This window comes from Acetobacter senegalensis (assembly GCF_001580995.1).
Taxonomy (GTDB): Bacteria; Pseudomonadota; Alphaproteobacteria; order Acetobacterales; family Acetobacteraceae; genus Acetobacter; species Acetobacter senegalensis.
The window spans coordinates 26648-45446 of record NZ_LHZU01000131.1 but is presented as its reverse complement, the minus strand read 5'-3'; the positions used below and the strand labels follow the sequence as shown (position 1 = coordinate 45446).

11 protein-coding genes are annotated in these 18799 nt (G+C 58.8%); 6 read left to right on the top strand and 5 right to left on the bottom strand.

The window, feature by feature from the left end; genetic code table 11:
* Positions 1–125: 125 nt before the first annotated feature.
* The 5 genes from purF to metH all read right to left on the bottom strand — a co-directional run bounded on the left by purF (position 126) and on the right by metH (position 7988).
* The gene (gene purF, locus AD948_RS09275; RefSeq protein ID WP_006557658.1) at positions 126–1607 is read right to left on the bottom strand and encodes an amidophosphoribosyltransferase; all 1482 of its coding nucleotides are present in this window, start codon (positions 1605–1607) and stop codon (positions 126–128) included.
* Between the two features lie 48 nt (positions 1608–1655).
* Positions 1656–2180 carry a CvpA family protein gene (locus tag AD948_RS09270; RefSeq protein WP_061471607.1) on the bottom strand — a complete coding sequence of 175 codons (525 nt, stop codon included), beginning with the start codon at positions 2178–2180 and terminating at the stop codon, positions 1656–1658.
* A 46-nt stretch (positions 2181–2226) separates the two neighbouring features.
* Positions 2227–2655 (bottom strand): hypothetical protein, encoded by a 429-nt coding sequence (locus tag AD948_RS09265; protein WP_061471605.1) that lies wholly within the window; start codon positions 2653–2655, stop codon positions 2227–2229.
* Positions 2652–4409 (bottom strand): Na/Pi cotransporter family protein, encoded by a 1758-nt coding sequence (locus AD948_RS09260; protein ID WP_061471603.1) that lies wholly within the window; start codon positions 4407–4409, stop codon positions 2652–2654. The genes AD948_RS09265 and AD948_RS09260 overlap by 4 nt, the downstream gene beginning before the upstream one ends.
* A gap of 72 nt (positions 4410–4481) precedes the next feature.
* Positions 4482–7988 (bottom strand): methionine synthase, encoded by a 3507-nt coding sequence (metH, locus tag AD948_RS09255; RefSeq protein WP_061471637.1) that lies wholly within the window; start codon positions 7986–7988, stop codon positions 4482–4484.
* 7 nt (positions 7989–7995) lie between these two features.
* Between metH and AD948_RS09250 the strand changes: the two genes are divergently transcribed.
* The 6 genes from AD948_RS09250 to AD948_RS09225 all read left to right on the top strand — a co-directional run bounded on the left by AD948_RS09250 (position 7996) and on the right by AD948_RS09225 (position 18745).
* On the top strand, positions 7996–8499 hold the full coding sequence (locus AD948_RS09250) for a hypothetical protein (RefSeq protein WP_156479001.1): 504 nt from the start codon (positions 7996–7998) through the stop codon (positions 8497–8499).
* Positions 8500–8638: 139 nt separating this feature from the next.
* Positions 8639–10900, top strand: coding sequence for a peptidase domain-containing ABC transporter (locus tag AD948_RS09245; protein ID WP_082782385.1), 2262 nt, complete (start codon positions 8639–8641; stop codon positions 10898–10900).
* Between the two features lie 3 nt (positions 10901–10903).
* Positions 10904–12355 carry an HlyD family type I secretion periplasmic adaptor subunit gene (locus AD948_RS09240; protein ID WP_061471599.1) on the top strand — a complete coding sequence of 484 codons (1452 nt, stop codon included), beginning with the start codon at positions 10904–10906 and terminating at the stop codon, positions 12353–12355.
* 45 nt (positions 12356–12400) lie between these two features.
* Positions 12401–14200 carry a tetratricopeptide repeat protein gene (locus tag AD948_RS09235; protein ID WP_061471597.1) on the top strand — a complete coding sequence of 600 codons (1800 nt, stop codon included), beginning with the start codon at positions 12401–12403 and terminating at the stop codon, positions 14198–14200.
* A 47-nt stretch (positions 14201–14247) separates the two neighbouring features.
* The gene (locus AD948_RS09230) at positions 14248–17322 is read left to right on the top strand and encodes a glycosyltransferase (RefSeq protein WP_061471595.1); all 3075 of its coding nucleotides are present in this window, start codon (positions 14248–14250) and stop codon (positions 17320–17322) included.
* A gap of 100 nt (positions 17323–17422) precedes the next feature.
* Positions 17423–18745: a hypothetical protein gene (locus AD948_RS09225; protein ID WP_061471593.1), complete on the top strand. Its 1323-nt coding sequence runs from the start codon at positions 17423–17425 to the stop codon at positions 18743–18745.
* The last annotated feature ends 54 nt before the right edge of the window (positions 18746–18799 follow it).

The window sequence follows — 18799 nt, the reverse complement described above, 5'->3', positions numbered from 1 at the left end:
GGCTGCTGACGGCACGTATGTGCGGAGCGCGTTTGGAACGACGATACAAGCGATAATGTTTTCTCCATAAAAAACGGCGGCCTTTGATGGGCCGCCGTTTTTTCTTATGGGAGGGAAAATGGCGTTCAGGCCGTGCCTGCGCCAAATTCCTGATCATGATCAATCAGTGGAATCGGGTAGTCGCCCGTGAAGCACGCATCGCAATAGCGTTCACGGTAGGCTTCCCGGCTTTCATGCCCCATGGCGCGGTACAGCCCGTCCAGTGAGATGAAGGCCAAGCTGTCCACGCCAATCAGTTCCGCCATTTTGGCCAGATCATACTGGGCGGCCAGCAGATGGCTGCGTTCAGGCGTATCAATGCCATAGAAGCAGGAATGTCTGGTGGGCGGGGAGGAAATGCGCATGTGCACTTCCTTGGCTCCGGCGGCGCGGACCATGTCCACAATCTTGCGGGAGGTTGTGCCGCGCACAATGGAGTCGTCCACCAGAATCACCCGCTTGCCATCCAGCGCAGGCCGGTTGGTGGAGTGCTTCATTTTCACGCCCAGATTACGGATCTGGTCTGTGGGTTCAATAAAGGTGCGGCCCACGTAATGGTTGCGGATAATGCCCAGCTCGAAGGGAATACCGCTGGCTTCTGCATAGCCCATGGCGGAAGGCACGCCCGAATCCGGCACCGGCACCACAATATCGGCGTCCACGCCGCTTTCCAGTGCCAGTTCGCGGCCAATCTGCTTGCGTACGGCATAGACCGGCAGCCCTTCCAGCACGGAATCCGGCCGGGCGAAGTAGATATATTCAAACACGCAGAAATGCGGCTTGGTCTCGCCAAACGGGCGCAGGGACCGCACGCCTTTCTTGTCGATAATCACCAACTCGCCCGCTTCAACATCGCGGACATATTCTGCGCCGATAATATCCAGCCCACAGGTTTCAGAGGCCAGAACCCAGCTTCCTTCCGAGCCATCTTCACCCGGCAGGCGGCCCAGCACCAGCGGACGCACACCCATGGGGTCACGCACGCCCATCAGGGCATCCTTGTGGAGCACAACCAGAGAATAGGCACCCGTTACGCGCTTGAGCGCATCAATCAGCCGATCTTCCACCGTGGCGTAAAGCGAGGTGGCAATCAGATGCACAAACACTTCCGTATCCATGGTGGACTGGAAGAGGCAGCCGCGGCGGATAAGCTCCTTGCGCAGGGTTTCCGAATTGGTGAGGTTGCCGTTATGCGCCACGGCCAGCCCGCCAAAGGCAAATTCCGCAAACAGGGGCTGCACGTTGCGCAGCAGCGTGGCCCCGGTGGTGGCATACCGGTTGTGGCCAATGGCGCGGTCCCCTTTCAGGGTGGCCATTACGCGGGGGTCATTGAACACATCGCCCACCAGACCAAGGCCGCGGTGGGAGTGAAACTGCGTATCGTAAGACACAATCCCCGCGGCTTCCTGTCCGCGGTGCTGGAGGGCATGAAGGCCCAGAGCTGTCAGGGCTGCGGCATCCTTGGCGTTCCAGACGCCAAAAACAGCACATTCTTCATGAAAATGGTCATCATCCGGACAGGGAGCGTCAACAGGAGAAGAAACACAGGGGGCGTCGTGGGCGTGCATGGGTGCGCAGGGCCTCCGCAAGAGAGCCAAAACAGGCCGGTATGGGGTCTACAGGGTGGCGTCATGACCTGTGGAGCGCGTTGGCGCAACCCCCTTCGTGCCGAAATCAGGCAGGTAGGGCTGGATATAGGCTGCGCCCAGCCGAATGTAAGGGGTCAGCTTGCCGTTCTGTTCAAGGGTCTGCATGTCTTCTGGCAGTAAAAGCCATTGGGCGGCCAGAAACAGCAGAACCACCAGAAGCACCCCGCGCAGAATACCAAACCCGGCCCCCAATGTGCGGTCCAGCCCGTTCAGGGCCGTGACCTGCACCAGGCGCACAAGAGCGCTGGAGAGAAGGGCCGCCACAATCAGCAGCGCCAGCAGCAGGATGCCGAAGGCGGCCAGATCAGCCGCCAGATGATTGCTGATATAGGGCCGGGTAAGGGGAATGACCGCCCCATAATAACGGCAGGCCAGAAGGATGGCCACAATCCAGCCCCCCAGCCCCAGAGCCTGCCGGGTAAAGCCGCGCCAGAAGCCATGCAGGGTGGATAACCCCACCAGCACAAGGGAGAGGATGTCTATGGGCGCCATAACAGGGGCCTTATGCCATGCGTGCGCGGAATGTCACGCCCCGAGTTCAGGGTAGCTTGCTGGTGGAAACACGCCAGGGGCGCGTCAGTTTGCCATCACGCTTTTTGCGGTGCGGCGGCTGGTTGAGGCGCAGGAACAGATCACTCACTTCAATCCGCCGCAGAATCTCGGTCCAGATTTCGGTTGGCTCCAGCCCCTGCAACTCCCAGATAGCGGTCAGGCTCTCTAGAAAAGCGGCACTTTCCGAGAGAATATCCTCCCGGTTTTCCGCAATGAAGGCGGCCGTGCAGGCAACAGCATGCGTTCCCGCCCCATTGCACAGCGCCACCATGTCCTGCTGGGCATAGGGGCGGGGTGCCTTCGGTGCGTCTTCCCGCGGGCTGGGCGAGGAGCCGGAGGAGGCAGGGGACAGCACGGGTGTGGAGGGGGCGTTCAGCATTTCCTCATGATGGGCAGGAGAATGGCCGCCGGTCAACTCTCCGTGTCTGCTTTGAGGGTGGGAGCAAGGCTTGAGGGGGCCCCGGCGGAGGGTGCGGGCGCGTTTGGTGCTTCCTTACCCAGAAAAAGCTGTTCGTCTTCTGTCACCAGTGGGTAGGAGGCTGCGGCGACGATATGCGTGTTCACGCGGCGCAGGTCCCGCAGCAATGTAAGCTGATAGGTGGCGGTTTCCCCTACCAAGGCCGCATCTCCCTGCTCCAGCGCAGACCCCGGCTCGGTTGACTGGTTTCTCAGCCGTTCAAAATAAGCGGCAGTGGCTTCAATTTCCACATCGCGGAAAAAGTCTTTCTGGCCGGAAAGCGGGTTGTTCTCCTGCGTCTGCCGTCCAAGCAGCACCGTGGCGCAGATGTTCAGGTTGTGGCTCAACTGCTGCGTCATGCTCAGCACAGGGCGCAGCAGATCGGGCGGCAGGACGATTCGCTGCCGGGCCATTTTCTGCACCATGGGCACAATGCTGCGTTCCACAATATCTTCCGCGTGCAGCATCTGGGTGCAGAAGGCCAGAATATCCTCCGCACGTTCCATTTCGGGCTGGCTGGCCGTGTCTGGGTCAAGCCCCGCCAGATAGGAGCGGATGGCCGCACCCAGATCTTCCATGGCGTTGCCCAGCGGTCTGGCCGCCCCGGCTTTGTTCGGGTCTGTTGTGCGCAGACCGTCTTTCATGGCGCTGAGCATCGCCCCCAGCAGGTCACACAGCCGCATGGCCTCCCGTGTGGCGCTGCCAATGGCCAGTTGAGGAGCTTTGTCCAGCAGCAGGCGGTCCAGATACAGCGGCTTGCCGGGGGAAGACTGCTGGCTTTCCTGCGGGGTGGGAATAAGCCGCAGCATGAGGCGCGCATACTGGGTCAGGGCGGGCATCATCATCACGGCCAGCCCGACATTGAACAGGGTGTGGAAGTCTGCCACCTGCCGGGCGGCATCCGGCTCCAGCCGTGCCATAAGCGCGCTGATAAAGGGCAGAGCCGGCACCAGCACCAGTGCCCCAACGCAGCGCACCAGCAGGTTGCCCATGGAAATGCGGCGCGCCGTGGGGTCCGTGCGGCTGCCTTCCATCACCGGGTTGATGGAGGTGCCAATGTTGGCGCCCAGCACCAGCGCCAGTGCGGTTTCAAGCGGAATGGTGCCGCTGGTGGCAAAGGTGGTCACCAGCATGACGGTGGCGACGGAAGAATGGCTGATCCAGGTGATTGCCGCACCCAGCAGAATGGCGGCCAGATCATGCGAGTTCATGGACGCCAGCACCGCCGTAAGTTCCGGCTTGTGCGTGTAGGGGCTGAGCAGCATCAGGAACTGGCGGAGGGAGAGCAGGATAAGGCCCAGCCCGATGAACACCCGCCCGGAATCCCGCCATGCCCCCTGACTGCGGCGGAAGAGAATCACCCCTGTGAGCACAAAGGCTGGCGCGATGGACGACACATCAAAGGAGAGGAGCTGAACAATCAGCGTGGTGCCGACATTGGCCCCCAGCATCACGGCCAGCGCCGGTGCCAGATCAAGCTGCCCGCGCGCGGCAAGGCCCGTGATCATCAGCCCTGTTGCGGTGGACGACTGGAGGATGGCCGTAATGCCCAGCCCCGTAAGGAACGCCTGAAACCGGTTGCCCAACATGCGGGCAAGCAGGCTGTTCAGCCGCGCGCCACAGGCCCGCTGCACGCCTGTCTGCACCATATGCACACCCCACAGCAGCAGGGCGACGCTTCCGGCAAGATCAATAAGCGTGAGCAGTTCCAACGGGTGAGGCTCCTTTGCGGTTCAGACGGGCCATGGCCCGGAGAAAACAGTGGAAGCCCCGGGCCGGGGAGGTCAGATGGTAAAGTATTTTGCGTGTTTGTTCAGGATAACAAGCGCGGAGGTGGATTGTTCAGGGTGAAGCTGGTCGCCATCCGTCAGGGAGACGCCAATTCGCTCTGCGCCCAGCAGGCCCAGAATGGGGTGCTGGTCTTCCAGCCGCGGGCAGGCCGGATACCCGAAGGAATAGCGCGAACCCCGATAGCCCTGCTGCAGCAGGGCATCCAGATCACGCGAATCTTCGCTTGAAAAGCCCAGTTCCGCGCGGATGCGCTTATGGGTGTATTCCGCCATGGCTTCCGCCACTTCCACGGAGAGGCCGTGCAGGTACAGGTAATCCTGATACCGGTTTTCTTCAAACCAGTCGCGCGCGATGTCAGACGCTTTCTGTCCGACTGTCACCACCTGCAGGGCCACCACATCACGTTCTGGGTCGGATACATCGCGCACAAAATCGGCAATGCATTCGCCATCTTCACGCGGCTGGCGGGGCAGGGTGAAGCGGGCGGCTTCCGTCACGCCGTCTTCTTCAAACAGGATCAGGTCGTTCCCGTCACCAGCAGCTTTCCAGTAGCCGTAGGCTGCCTGCGGGCGGAGGATGTTCTCCTTGGCCGTCAGATCCAGCATGCGGCGCAGGATGGGGCGCAGTTCCTGCTTGGCCCACACCATGAAATCATCCAGAGAGCGGCCCTGTTTCCGGAACCCCCACTGGAACTGATACAGGGAGCGCTCATTCAGGAAGGGAATAACCGCTTCCGTGGGTGCTTCAATCACCTTGCTGCCCCAGAAGGGCGGTTTCAGGCGGGGTTCATCCGCTGTCATGCGCGCGCGGCGGGTACGGGCCACGGCGGGGTCTATGGGGGTGTAGCCACGGGTTTCGGCCTGCTCTGGCGTGCGGGCATTCTTCCGGGTGGCCTTGCCTGCCCGGCGTTTGCTGATGGCGGCCAGATAATCGTCAAAACCGTTCTGCGTGATCTGGTCCATCAGGGTCAGGCCATCAAAGGCATCCCGCGCGTAGGCCACGCGCCCCGTGGGGCTGTAGGCCGCCACACAGTCTTCTTCCACATAGTTACGGGTCAGCGCGGCACCACCCAGCAGAACCGGCACATCCAGCCCTTCACGGCTGATTTCCTCAAGGTTCTCGCGCATGATGACGGTGGATTTCACCAGCAGGCCAGACATGCCAATGGCATGGGCCTTTTCTTTCTTCGCGGCCTCAATCATGTCCGCCACCGGCACCTTGATGCCCAGATTGACAACCTTGTAGCCGTTGTTGGTCAGGATGATATCGACCAGATTCTTGCCGATATCATGCACGTCGCCTTTTACGGTGGCCAGCACAATGGTGCCGCGCTGCTGGCCTTCTATCCGCTCCATGTGCGGTTCCAGCCATGCCACGGCGGCTTTCATGGTCTCGGCAGATTGCAGCACAAACGGAAGCTGCATCTTGCCAGCGCCAAACAGTTCGCCCACCACCTTCATGCCATCCAGTAGAACGGTGTTGATGATCTCAAGCGGCGGCATCTTGGCCATGGCTTCTTCAAGGTCTGTTTCCAGTCCCTTGCGGTCGCCGTCCACAATGCGGTCTTTCAGCCGTTCTTCGACTGTTTCAGCCCGTTTGCGCTTGACGGCTTCCGATGCCTTGCGGTCTGCAAACAACTCCAGCAGCTTCTGTAGCGGGTCATAATCTGCGGTGCGGCGGTCAAAGATCAGGTCTTCCGCAACCTTCACCTCTTCCGGTGCGATCATGTGCAGCGGTCGGATTTTGGAGACATGCACAATGGCGGCTGTCATGCCCGCACGCACGGCATGGTCCAGATAGACCGAGTTCAGTACGGCGCGTGCCGCCGGGTTCAGCCCGAAGGAGATGTTGGAGAGCCCAAGCACAATCTGCACATCCGGGAAGGCGTCCCGGATCATCTTGATGCCTTCCAGCGTCCACTGCCCCAGTTTGCGGTCATCTTCCGCACCGGTGGCAATGGTGAAGGTCAGCGGGTCAATCATCAGATCAGACTGCGGCAGACCGTATGTGTCGCAGGCAAATTCTATCAGGCGGGTGGCAATGCGCAGCTTGTCTTCCGGGCGGCGGGCCATGCCTTCTTCATCAATGGTCAGCGCCACCACGGCCGCGCCAAATTTGCGGGCAAGTGTCAGGCGGTCAGCCGCCGGGCCTTCTCCATCCTCAAAGTTGATGGAGTTGATGATGGGTTTGCCCCCATGCAGCTTGAGGGCAGCCTCAATCACCGGGGTTTCCGTGGAATCGATCACCAGTGGCGCATTGACGGAGGACGTGAAGCGCTTGATCACTTCATCCATCTCGGCCCGTTCATTGCGGCCGACAAAAGCGGTGCAGATATCCAGCGCGTTGGAGCCTTCCTTGGCTTGCTCCCGGCCCAGAGCGACGCAGCCATCCCAGTCATGCGCTTCCTGAAGTTCGCGCCATTTCTTGGAGCCGTTGGCGTTGCAGCGCTCGCCAATGGAGAAATAGGCGTTCTCCTGCCGCAGGGGCACCTGTGTGTACAGGCTGGCCACGGAGGGCACCCAGACTGATGTGCGCGCAACCGGGGCCGGGCGGTGTTTGCCCGTGCTTTCGGCCCGGCGCCGCAGCATGGCGTCCAGCGCGGCAATATGGGGGGTGGAGGTTCCGCAACAACCGCCAATCAGGTTCAGGCCGTCTTCCACAATAAAGCGCTCGACCCACACCGCCATTTCTTCGGGAGAAAGCGGGTAACGGGTCTGGCCGTCCACCAGTTCAGGCAGGCCGGCATTGGGCTGCACGGAAATCAGGCGCGGCCAGTTCTCGCTGAGCCAGCGAACATGCTCGGCCATTTCCTGCGGGCCGGTGGCGCAGTTCAGGCCCATCAGGTCCACATCCAGGCTGTGGATTACGGTGGTGGCTGCCGCAATATCCGGCCCTACCAGCAGGGTGCCGGTTGTCTCGACTGTCACCTGCACAAAAATGGGGGTGGTGGCGCCCATTTCCGCGCGGGCAATTTTCATGCCATTGACGGCGGCCTTGATCTGTAGCGTGTCCTGGCAGGTTTCGATCAGGATGGCGTCCACGCCGCCTTCAATCAGGCCTCGGCCCTGCTCGGTCAGGGCGGCTTCCAGCGTATCGTAATCAATATTGCCCAGAGAGGGCAGTTTGGTGCCCGGCCCCACGGACCCTATGACGTAGCGTGCGCGCCCATCGGCAAAGCTGTCCGCGGCCTCCCGCGCCAGAATGGCGGAGGTGCGGTTGATTTCACGAGCCTTGTCTGTCAGCCCGAATTCACCCAGAGTAATGGGAGACCCACCAAAGGTATTGGTCTCGACCATATCCGCCCCGGCTTCATAATAGCCACGGTGGATTTCCCGGATCAGTTCAGGGCGTGAAAGGGTCAGAATTTCGGTGCAGTTCTCCTGCCCCCAGTAATCACGCGTCAGGTCCAGATCAAGCATCTGGATGCGTGAGCCCATCCCCCCATCGCAGAGCAGAACCTGATCACGCAGAGCATCAAGAAGCGGAAGACGAGAAGACATGGCATCCATGAAACAAAAAAATGGGGAGGAGCCCCTGCCGGAGCGCGACGGGGAAGGGCCAACCTTATTCCAGACACAGGCCAATATGTCCACTCATCCCGCATTCTGGAAAGGGAAAGGCGATGCTCGCATTCTTCTGCGAGTGCTGACACCACAGGAGTGTAAGGCCGTGCCGCGAGCGGAGGCTCTGGCACTTTTTGTGGCTCACCCTCCCTCTGACGATCTGCAGGCAGGCTGGTTGGTGACGCGATCGTGGGAGGGTACGGCTACTCCGTCTTTCTCCCATGGGGCGGGCTGTTCCTGCTGCCTGCCAGCGCAGGGGATGGGGCGCATGCTGCTTCGCCTTGTGCAGGAACGGGCGCGCGGAGAATGTCCGTTTTTCAGCAGCGTAAATATTGTTTGCCCGGCATCGGAGAAGAGATTGCTTGTTTCTGCTCTTTGCGCAGATTCTCTTCTCACAGGGCTGTATGGACTTCTGCCCATTTCAGGCGGTTTTTTCTGCCATTCCTGAAAAAACTCAAACTAAAGAGGCGGCAAAGATACAGAAAGACTTTGAGAGAAGGCGAACTCCCTGCCATAAGGGCTTGTCCGGCGGCTTTATTACAGGCTTTGTTCGGTAACAGAGTTAGGTTTTGTTAAAAGGGTTGTGCGTGAATCAGACTGACCATGTGCCTGAGGTTGCCGGCTCCTCTTCAGATTCAGAAGGCGCGAAAGCCTCTCGTCTGAGCCCGGCGATGATCCGTCTGCGCGCTGTTCTGGCAGCCGCCCATTATCATGGCCTTGAGCTTGATGTACGGGATTTTGCCGCAGACCCGGAAGAAGAAAGCCCGTCTCCCGCCACGCTCGTCCGGTGGCTGGAAGAATGTGGCGCTGTCGCCAAAGGGATGCGGATCAAGTGGCGCTATTTGGTCAAGATGACCAATTCGCCGCCCATCGTCCTGATGTTCCGCGATGGCTCCGCCGCTCTCATGGTCAATGCATCACCCGACAAAGGCGTGGTCTGGCTGCGTGACCCCCTGAAGGGTGAGGGTGCTGCGCCCGTCCCCGTTGATGAACTGCGCCTGAGCCAGATCTGGACGGGGGATATCCTTCTTATCAAGCGGCGTCGTGATGAGTCCGAAGCTGACGCCCCCATCAATTTCACATGGCTGGCCAAGATGGTGCTGCGGGAGAAAAAGTCTCTCCGCGATATCGCCATCGCCTCCATGACACTGAGTATCCTGCAGATCTTTCCCCCCCTGATTGTCATGCAGGTGGTAGATCGGGTGGTGAGTTATCGCTCAATGTCTACGCTGATTTCGATCAGCGGCATCATCATTGTGTTTTCTGTTTACGAAATCTTGCTGTCTTACGGGCGGCGAGAGCTCTCGATGATTCTGACAACGCGGATTGACTCGCGCCTTTCACTGCATCTGTTCAGCCGCCTTGTGGCGCTTCCTTTGGAATATTTTGAGCGCCAGCAGGCAGGGAATATTCTGGGGCGCGTTTTGGCGATCTACAAGGTGCGTGACTTCCTGACAGGGCGATTGATGACGACCTTTCTGGACATGTTCACGCTCTTAGTTGTCTTGCCGTTTCTGTTTTTTTTAAGTTCCACTTTGGCATGGATGACCGTTGCCGCCGCCGGTTTGATTGGTCTGATCGTTGTGATTTTTATTGGACCGCTTTCTAAAATTATGGGGAAACAGGTCGAGGCAGAGCGGGATCGTGGTGCGATTTTGTATGAAACCGTTGCGGGTATTCGGACGCTGAAAACGTTAGCTCTTGAAAACACACGCAAGCACATATGGGATGAGGTTACGGCACAGGTTGTTAAATGGAAACTAGCTGTAGGTAGAATGTCCAACTGGCCACAAACCCTTGTGATGCCGTTGGATATGTTCATTAGTCGCGGGATTATACTTGTAGGGGCCTATTTGGCCTTGGTTAGCCCATCATCAGTTGGTGTTGGGGGGTTGGTCGCTTTTATGATGTTGGGCGGACGTGTTGCTTCTCCGTTGGTTGGGCTTGCCAAGCTTATGGATGATTTTACAGAAGTCACTACCTCACTAGGAGAAGCTGCATCCGTTCTTAATCAGCCAACGGAAACCAAGGCGCTCACAACAGGAATGCGTCCACGTATCAAAGGGGCCCTTTCTTTTGATGGCGTTAATTTCTCCTACCCCGGTGCTACCACACTAGCGTTGAAAAACGTGAATTTTGAAATTCCGGCAGGGACTATGCTTGGGCTGGTTGGGCGAAGTGGTTCAGGGAAGTCTACCATTACCCGTCTGTTGCAGGGGGTGAGTCGGTCCTATACGGGTTATCTGAAGCTGGATGGGATTGATCTGCGTGAGATCAATCTGACCCATCTGCGACGCTCCTTTGGGGTGGTGTTGCAGGACAACTTCCTGTTTCGTGGTAGTATTTACGACAATATCACAGCGGGACGCCCTGGTTTTACAATTGATGATGTGGTGCGGGCGGCGCGGCTTGCCGGCGCGGAAGAGTTTATTGAGCGGATGCCTGCGGGCTATGACACGTTCATTGAAGAAGGCTCTACCAATATTTCCGGTGGTCAGCGGCAGCGTCTGGCCATTGCACGTGCCGTGATTACGGACCCCAAGCTGATGATTCTGGATGAGGCGACATCGGCTCTGGACCCGGAAAGTGAAGCCTTGGTGAATGCCAATCTGGAGCGGATTGGTAAGGGGCGTACCATGGTGATTGTGTCCCATCGTCTGTCTTCCCTTGTGAACTGTGACCAGATCTGCGTGATGGATAAGGGGTCTGTTGTGGATATTGCGCCGCATGACCTTTTGCTGGAGCGGTGCGATATTTATCGGACGCTTTGGATGCAGCAGAACCGGCATACAGAAGGGCGGCAGACGCCTGCGGACAATCCGTCATCCCTGATCGCGGAAGGAGAATAAGCCATGAGCGAGAAGGACATCATTCCCGCAGGCCAGACTTCCGATCCGGATAACGGGGAAGACAAAAGCCCCGATTTTCTGCGCCAGGCTGATGATCCCTATGCGCAGGGGGATATGCCGCCTGCGCTGCTGGAGTTTCATTCCCCGACTGCGGCTTTGGTCAATATGCCGCCTACTGCGTCCGCTCAGTATATTACTTGGGTTATTGGTGCGCTGGTTCTGTCCTCTGTTACGGTTATGACTGTCTTCCCGCTTGATCGGGTTGTCTCCACGCAGGGGCGCATGGTTTCTACGGACCAGACCTTGGTTGTGCAGCCTCTGGATACGTCGATTGTCCGTTCCATTGACGTGCGTGCAGGGGATTTTGTTCATAAGGGCGATGTGCTGGCCCACCTTGATCCGACCTCTAGTGGAGCGGATATCGATAATATGCGCACCCAGAACGAGCAGTATCAGGCTGAGGTGGATCGACTTCTTGCTGAGGCCAAGGGTGAGACATATCACGTTGATCCACAGAACCCGGCTTCTGCTCAGCAGGGAGAAGCTTTTCTGAGGCGTAAGGCGGAATACGACGCCAAAATTCAGAATTATGACAAGCAGATCGCGAGCTTGCAGAATGATCTGCAAGGCTATCTGGCGAGTGCGGCCATGTATGCGTCACAGGCAAAAGTGGCGGCAGATGTGCATAAAATGCGCATGCAGTTGCAGAAAGACCAGGTGGGAAGCAAGCTTTCCACGTTAGGAGCACAGAGTTCCCTGATGGAAATTGAGCGCTCGCAGATTGGCGCGCAACAGCAGGCGGGTTCTACCCGTAACAAGCTGGCAGCTCAGGTTTCTGAAAAAGAGAGCTATGTCCAGAACTGGAAAGCCGAGGTCTACAAAGATCTGGTTCTGGCTCAGCATCACCTAGCGGAAGCCAAGGGCGCATATCAGAAAGCTGTTCTGCACAACAGCATGGTCACGCTGAAAGCGGACGAAGACGCCGTGGTGCTCAGTCTTGCCAAAGTGTCTGTCGGATCAGTGCTGACTCAAGGGCAGCAGATCATGACATTGGTGCCGCTTGGCAAAGGACTAGAGATTGAATCCGTGATGTCCGGCAAGGATGCCGGCTTTGTCCGGCTGGGGGATAAGGCGCTTATTAAGTTCGCAACCTTCCCGTTCCAGCAATATGGGGGGGGAGAGGCTACGGTACGGACCATCAGTGCGGATTCCTTTGTCTCTGATCAGAGCAGCAGCCAGCAGGACCCAGGTGTGACGCCAGACAGCAGTACAAAGGCGTTTTATCGTGTCCGGCTGCGGGTGGATCGTTATACCCTGCATGGGGTGCCCAGCTTCTTCCACCCTCAGCCGGGCATGCCAGTTACGGCGGATATCCGGGTTGGGAAGCGGACAATCATGCAATATCTGCTGAACAGCGTCATGCCGTTGATGACAGACGGCATGCGTGAACCCTGATCCGGGTTTTGCGTCGTGTTCAGAGGATAGTAGAGGACTGATGACATGCTCGGTGGTCTGATCAGGCGGCTCTTCAGGCGGGGGCCGTCTCCCGTGGAAGTGCGTCTTGCCGATGCCAAGGTCCTGATGGAGGACCCCGACACCGCCACACAGGGCTTTGCCGATCTTTCCGTTCTGGCGCGGGAAGGGGTGACAGAAGCCCAGTTTCTGGTGGGGCAGGCGTATCTGAACGGTATGGGTGTCCCTCCCAATCTGGTGGAAGGAGTGCGCTGGACACGTCGGGCCGCCCACAAAGGCTGGGCAAAAGCCGCCTTTGTTCTCGCCACGTTGTATCTGCATGGTTTGCCGCCAGAGGCAGAAGAGGGCAGCGCACAGGGGCCTTCTGTTTTTGATGAGGTTCGCCCTCCACCAGATCAAAAACCTGATCCAGATTTCGTCAAGGCGGCCCAGTGGGCCAAGATTGCGGCGGAACAGGGGAATGCGGACGGACAGGCTCTCTACGGGTATGTGCTTAGCGCTGGGCCTGAGACAATCCGGAATGCCGCAGAAGGGTTGCGTTGGTACCAGAAAGCGGCGGCGGAAGGGTGTGCGCAAGGGCATCTCGGGCTGGGGCTGGCGGCACTGGCAGGGGCCAAAACGCACGATGACTACGCTGCGGCAGCCAAGGAATTAAAACTGGCGGCAGATAAGGGGCTTGGGACGGCCCTTTATCTGCTGGGTGTGATGAGCGAACGCGGAACCGGCGTGCCTCAGGATGATGCCGTCGCCATGCACTATTATGAGCAGGCCGCCGAAAAGAAGGTCCGTGGCGCACAGGCCAAATACGGGTTGGGCCTGATGGCCGGGCGTGGTGTGGACCGGAATGCGGGCCGGGGTGAGACCTGGTTGCGCCGGGCTGCCTTGGCCGGGGATGCGGAAGCCGCCGCCATTCTTGGAGATCTGTACGGGCGGGGCGGGGATCTGCCTCCCAATTATGCGGAAGCCATTTCCTGGTATCGTTTTGCGTCAGACCTAGGGCATGCGGCCTCCAGTCATACTCTGGGCACATTGTATCAGGCCGGAGTGGGCGTTCCCAAAGATCCCGAAGCCGCAGAACAGTGGTTCCGCAAAGCGGCCGAGCAAGGCAACAAAGAGGCCGTGGCTGATCTGGGCAATCTTGCTCTGCGCGGGCAGATGTCTGCCGAGATCAGCGAAGATGTCATGAAGGCTTACCGCGCCAGTGCGGAGAAGGGTGATCTGCTGGCTGCATTCAATTTCGGTGTCTGTCTGGCGCAGGGCGTGGGAACGGAACGGAACGAAGAAGAAGCCCTGCAATGGTTGCGTAAGGCGGCGGATAAGGTTGTCAATGCGCAGTTCTGGTACGGGCGCATGCTGCTGAAAGGCCAGGGAACCGAGCAGAACCCTGAGGAAGGGCGAGCCTGGATTCAAAAAGCGGCCGAAGCAGGCATGGCGGAAGCCGAGGCTGCTTATGCCGATTTGCTGGTGCAGGGAATTGGCGGTCCACGCGATCATGGTGCAGCGCTTGCATTTTATAAAAAAGCGGCTGAGGCAGGGCAGGTTTCGGCCATGTTCTCCGTGGGGGCGCTGTATGGCGGTGGCCATGATATTCCTGAAAACCGGGCTTTGGCGCGTGAATGGTTTCAGAAGGCGGCAGAGCATGGAAACCCCGCTGCACAGTTGATGATGGGCCGTTATCTGGCCAACGGACTGGGTGGAGAGAGGGATCTTGAGGAGGCCAGCGTGTGGTACCGCAAGGCCGAAGCCCAGAATGTCATTCAGGCCAGCGCAGAACTCTCGGCGCTCAATGCCGTGCGGAAGGCAGAACAGGCCCCGGTAGAGGGATAAGGCATCTTAGTGTGTGATGATGTGACAGTGCCAAGACTGGATGTATCATGACACTGTTGCAAAACATGCTGTTCTGGCAGGATGAAACCCTGACCAAAGAAGAGCGGACGGCCTTAGCCAGTGCGCAGGCGCAGGATTCTTTCCGGCGAGGGAATGCCGCGTGGGAAAATGGGCAGCAGGATGCTGCGTGGGACTGGCTGGAGCGCGCTAATCGTCAGGCGGCGGATAATCCTCATGTCATGTTTGCGTTGGCTCTTGCCCGCCATGCCGTGGGCGATGTGCCCGGTGCCATTCTCCTTCTGGAAACGCTGCTGCAGCGGTTCGACTTTCGGGAAGGCTCGGTTCTGCTCACCACATTTCGTCAGGCGAGTGGGGATGGTGGAGGGGCTCTGCGCGCGTTGGCGAAGCTTCTCTCCTGTTTTGCCGCAACGCCTGAAAGCCAGAAACTGACGGCGTCTGTCTGTCGTCTGAATGGTGTGGCGCTCTGGGGTTTTCTCGACAAGGATGGGCTGCTGAAACTTGCTGGTCCGCATGTGCCTGATAAGCCCGAATTCCGGCTGGATGGCGTGCCTGTTCGGGCTGTGAGAAAGCAGGGGGGCTGGTCTTTCCCGCAAGGCTGGCAACAGGCACATCTGTTGGATGTCCGGTGTGCAGGTGTGCCGACCGTGTTGGGAAGTCCCTTTTCTATAAAAGATTTTTTTAGCTGTGAAGGTATGGTTTCCGCTGGGGCGGAGGGACTGGAAGGCTGGTGCTGGCATCCCTATAATGCGGATTGCGCCCCAAGCCTGACACTCTGCCATTCGCAGACGGATAAGGCCCTGCTGCGGGTGACAGCAGAAATGTTCAGTCAGTCTGTCAGTTCCGATCAACCTCTGGCACGGTATCGGCGCATTTTTGTGCCATGGGAGATGCTGCCAGAAGGGCCGGTGCGGGTGGCTGGTCCCAATGGACAGGAACTTGCGGGCAGTCCGTTGGAAGCGAGGCTTGAATGGCGTTCGGCCTATCAGACCGCCCAGATGCTGAATGGTGTGCTGCCCGCGGCTCCCATCAAAAGCAAAAACCGAAAAATCGCTTCTGCTCCTTCTTTGTTTTTGCCTTTGCCTGTTGTGGATACAGTCGTGGCCCAGCCAGACAAATCCGCCGGGCGCAAACCTGTGGCGGTTATTATTCCGGTTTTTCGGAACAGGGGTGTGACGTTGGCCTGCCTGCAAAGTGTGCAGGAGACTGTTGCGGGGAAAAAAATCCGTGTTGTGGTAGTGGATGATGCCTCGCCCGAGCCGGATCTGGTGGAAGCAGTAGACATTTTTACCCGACAGCACGGGTTTCAACTGGTGCGCCAAGAAAGAAACCGTGGTTTCCCGGCTGCGGTGAATACTGGGCTGCAAAAAATTTCCGGGTGTGACGTCATTGTTCTGAACAGTGACACCCTGGTGGCCGAAGGCTGGGTGGAGGAACTGCGCCATGTTGCCTATGCAGCCCCCGATACAGGCACGGTCACACCGTTTTCAAATGACGCCAGTATTCTGTCCTATCCATCGCCGGATAAGAAAAACCGTGTTCCTGATGATGAGGAAACGAAAACTCTCATGCTGGAGGCCCATGCGGCCAACGCCGGGCAGGCGGTTGAAATCCCGACGGCCAACGGGTTCTGCATGTATGTGCGGCATGATTGTCTGAGGCAGACGGGGCTGTTGCGGGAAGATGTTTTTGCCCAAGGGTATGGGGAGGAAAATGATTTCTGTATGCGGGCCCGCGCCTTGGGCTGGAAGCATATGGCGGCTCCCGGTGCATTTGTGGCGCATGTAGGGTCGGCTTCTTTTGGCGGAACGCGTGCCGCGCTGATGCAGCGCAACGCAGCTCTTCTGGAGCGTCTGCATCCCGGATATCATGCGTTTATTGCCCGCTGGATGGCTCAGGACCCGCTTTTTGAGGCGCGGCGACGTCTGGATCTGGTGCGCTTTCGTAGCCAGAGCGCGCGAAAAGGGGGGAAAGCCAGGGCTGTTCTGCTGGTTACGCACCAGCATGGCGGTGGCGTAGAGCGCGTTGTGCAGGAGCAGGCCGCAGGCTTTCAGAAAAAAGGGGTCCGCGCGCTGGTGCTCAGGCCCGCACACTATGGCTGTGTGCTGGAGGATGCTGCGGCATCCGCAGATGCGTGGCCCTCCCTGCGGTTCCGGTTGCCGGATGAATGGGCTGTTCTGACCCGCCTTCTGCGGGCGGAAGGGGTGGCTTTGGTCGCGCTCCATCATCTGGAGGGATACACGTCAGAGATTTACAAACTTGCAGACGCGCTCGGGTGCCCGCACACTGTGCATGTGCATGATTACATGTGGTTCTGTCAGCGAATTTCGCTGCTGGGACCACAGGGAACCTATTGCGGCGAGCCCGATGTGGCGGGGTGTCAGCAATGCGTGGCGCTGGCGGGCAGAAATATAACGGAAGAGCTGGATATTCCTGCTTATCTGGCGCGTTCTGCACGGGTGCTGGAAGAGGCGCGGGCGGTGTATGTGCCATCCCATGATACGGCAAAGCGGATGGCGCGGCATTTTCCCACGGTGACGTTCCAGGTCAAGGCATTGGAAAAACCACGCACCATGCTTCCAGACGCAGGTAATGCACCGATTTTTGCAGAAAAACATAGTGCATTGCCTCCGGTCGGCAGTGGTGTGCTGGGGCATGGCCCCGCGCAGAACGCACCGCGCCTCCGGTTGTGCGTTATTGGTGGCATCGGCTGGGAAAAAGGGTACGGCGTGCTGCATGAGGCGGCGCTGGATGCAGCCTTGCGTGATCTGCCGCTGGAGTTTGTTATTGTCGGACATACCCCTGATGACGCCACACTTATGAAAACCGGGCGAGTTTTCATAACCGGAGAGTATCAGGAGAAAGACGCTCTCTCCCTTATTGCCTCCGTGCAGGCGCAGGCGGCTTTTCTGCCATCCATCTGGCCAGAAACCTGGTGTTTTACACTCAGTCTCGCCTGGAAGGCAGGGCTGCCTGCCATCGTGTTTGATCTGGGGGCGCCAGCGGAGCGCGTGCGGGCCAGCGGACGGGGAAAAGTGATTGATCCCGCTCTTTCCGGGGCTGCCCTGAATGACATTTTGATCAAAATGGATTTTACTGCGTAGGGAAGACGCAAATTATTAGACTTTGAGCCCGTGTTTCTTTACCTGTTCATAGTTTTTTGATTTACACTTGTGCCAACAGTGTCATGTTGAAAGAGGGTTTATGTCACAGACTAACCAGGCGCCTGCCCAGCAGCGTATTTCAGACCTTAAGGTATCAGGCCATCTGATGACGCTTCAGACTGGTTTGTTCTGTGTTTTTCACACTCCAGGCCAGCAGCCCCCAACTGCAGCAGGCCTGCCGGGCGTGCGTATTTCCCAGCCCCCCCTCAAAACACCGGGCGCTGTGGAAATTGTGACGTTCGAAGAGGATGGCTGGCTGGGTGCGCAGAATGGTGCGGCCCTTGTGCGTGTACGGCGTGGCCCGGCGCAGGTCATGATCACCATTTATCAGGAACTCAATTCCCCGCATGAAGCGCCACGTCTGCAGGTGGTGCAGTTGAGCGCGCAGGCTGATGCTCCCGCTCCGGCCGCTGCCGCCAGTGGTGCGGGCTTGCAGGCTCCTGCCGTTGCGCCACGGGCGCAGGGTGCGGCCTCGGCTTCTGAATCCACCTCCGTCGCAGCAGGTCAGAAGCCCGAAGTGGGCGCACACATCCAGCGCCGTGGCGATGTGGCCGTGCGGCTTGGCGAATGGATGGGCGAACCCGGCAGCCATGCGTGGATTGAAGGGTTTGGCGTGGCGCCTGCTGAACTCATCGAGCCGTCCGATATTGAATATCAGGCCGTTCTGGGCAAAGGCTGGCTGTCCCCGTGGGTGGATGGTGGCCAGTATTGTGGCAGCCGTGGCATGGCGCTGCCTATTCTGGGTCTGTGCGTCCGCCTGAAGGGCGATGCCGCCAAGAAATTCATCTGCCGTGTTACCGCCACCTTTACGGATGGTACCAAGGTTGGCCCGGTAGAAAACGGCGAACCGGTAGAATCCGAAACACTTGCACCGCTTGAAGCCTTCCTGCTGGAAATCCTGCCGCGGGGTGGCGCAGGGCGCGGTGGCCGTCGCAAAGGCGGCAAGACAGACAAGGCTGCCGCCAAGGCCGCAGCGGAAGATCTGGCTGCTCTGCTCGAAGAAGAAGTAGAAGCCCTGGAAGAACTTGAAGAGATTGAGGAACTGGAAGAGCTGGAAGACGCTGAACCAGAAGAATTTGATCTCTTCATTGAAGAAGAAAGTGCACCAGAGGAGCAGGAAGCTCCGCGTCGGCGTCGTGGTGGCCGCAAGCCGCTCAAGACCAAAGGGGCTGAGCCTGCTGCCGCTGCGCCGGTCAAGGCATCCCGTGGCCGTAAGGCCAGCGTAACTGAAAAGCCAGCCCCGGCTGCTCGGTCTGGCAATCCTCGCCAGAGTGCGCGCGCCAAACTGGCAACATCCAAGGCTGGTCGGGCTACAGCTCCACGGGGCGCGGGTCGGGGCCGCAAGCCCGGATCACGCCGTTAAAGCAGGAATGGCTCGGTCTTTTCAGGCCGGGCCTTCTTCTTTGCAGAAGCCGAA

Coding starts and splice junctions, on each gene's coding strand:
- metH (WP_061471637.1), bottom strand. CDS start 7,988: ATGTCTTCTCGTCTTCCGCTTCTTGATGCTCTGCGTGATCAGGTTCTG.
- AD948_RS09250 (WP_156479001.1), top strand. CDS start 7,996: ATGAAACAAAAAAATGGGGAGGAGCCCCTGCCGGAGCGCGACGGGGAA.
- AD948_RS09225 (WP_061471593.1), top strand. CDS start 17,423: ATGTCACAGACTAACCAGGCGCCTGCCCAGCAGCGTATTTCAGACCTT.
- AD948_RS09235 (WP_061471597.1), top strand. CDS start 12,401: ATGCTCGGTGGTCTGATCAGGCGGCTCTTCAGGCGGGGGCCGTCTCCC.
- purF (WP_006557658.1), bottom strand. CDS start 1,607: ATGCACGCCCACGACGCCCCCTGTGTTTCTTCTCCTGTTGACGCTCCC.
- AD948_RS09240 (WP_061471599.1), top strand. CDS start 10,904: ATGAGCGAGAAGGACATCATTCCCGCAGGCCAGACTTCCGATCCGGAT.
- AD948_RS09270 (WP_061471607.1), bottom strand. CDS start 2,180: ATGGCGCCCATAGACATCCTCTCCCTTGTGCTGGTGGGGTTATCCACC.
- AD948_RS09230 (WP_061471595.1), top strand. CDS start 14,248: ATGACACTGTTGCAAAACATGCTGTTCTGGCAGGATGAAACCCTGACC.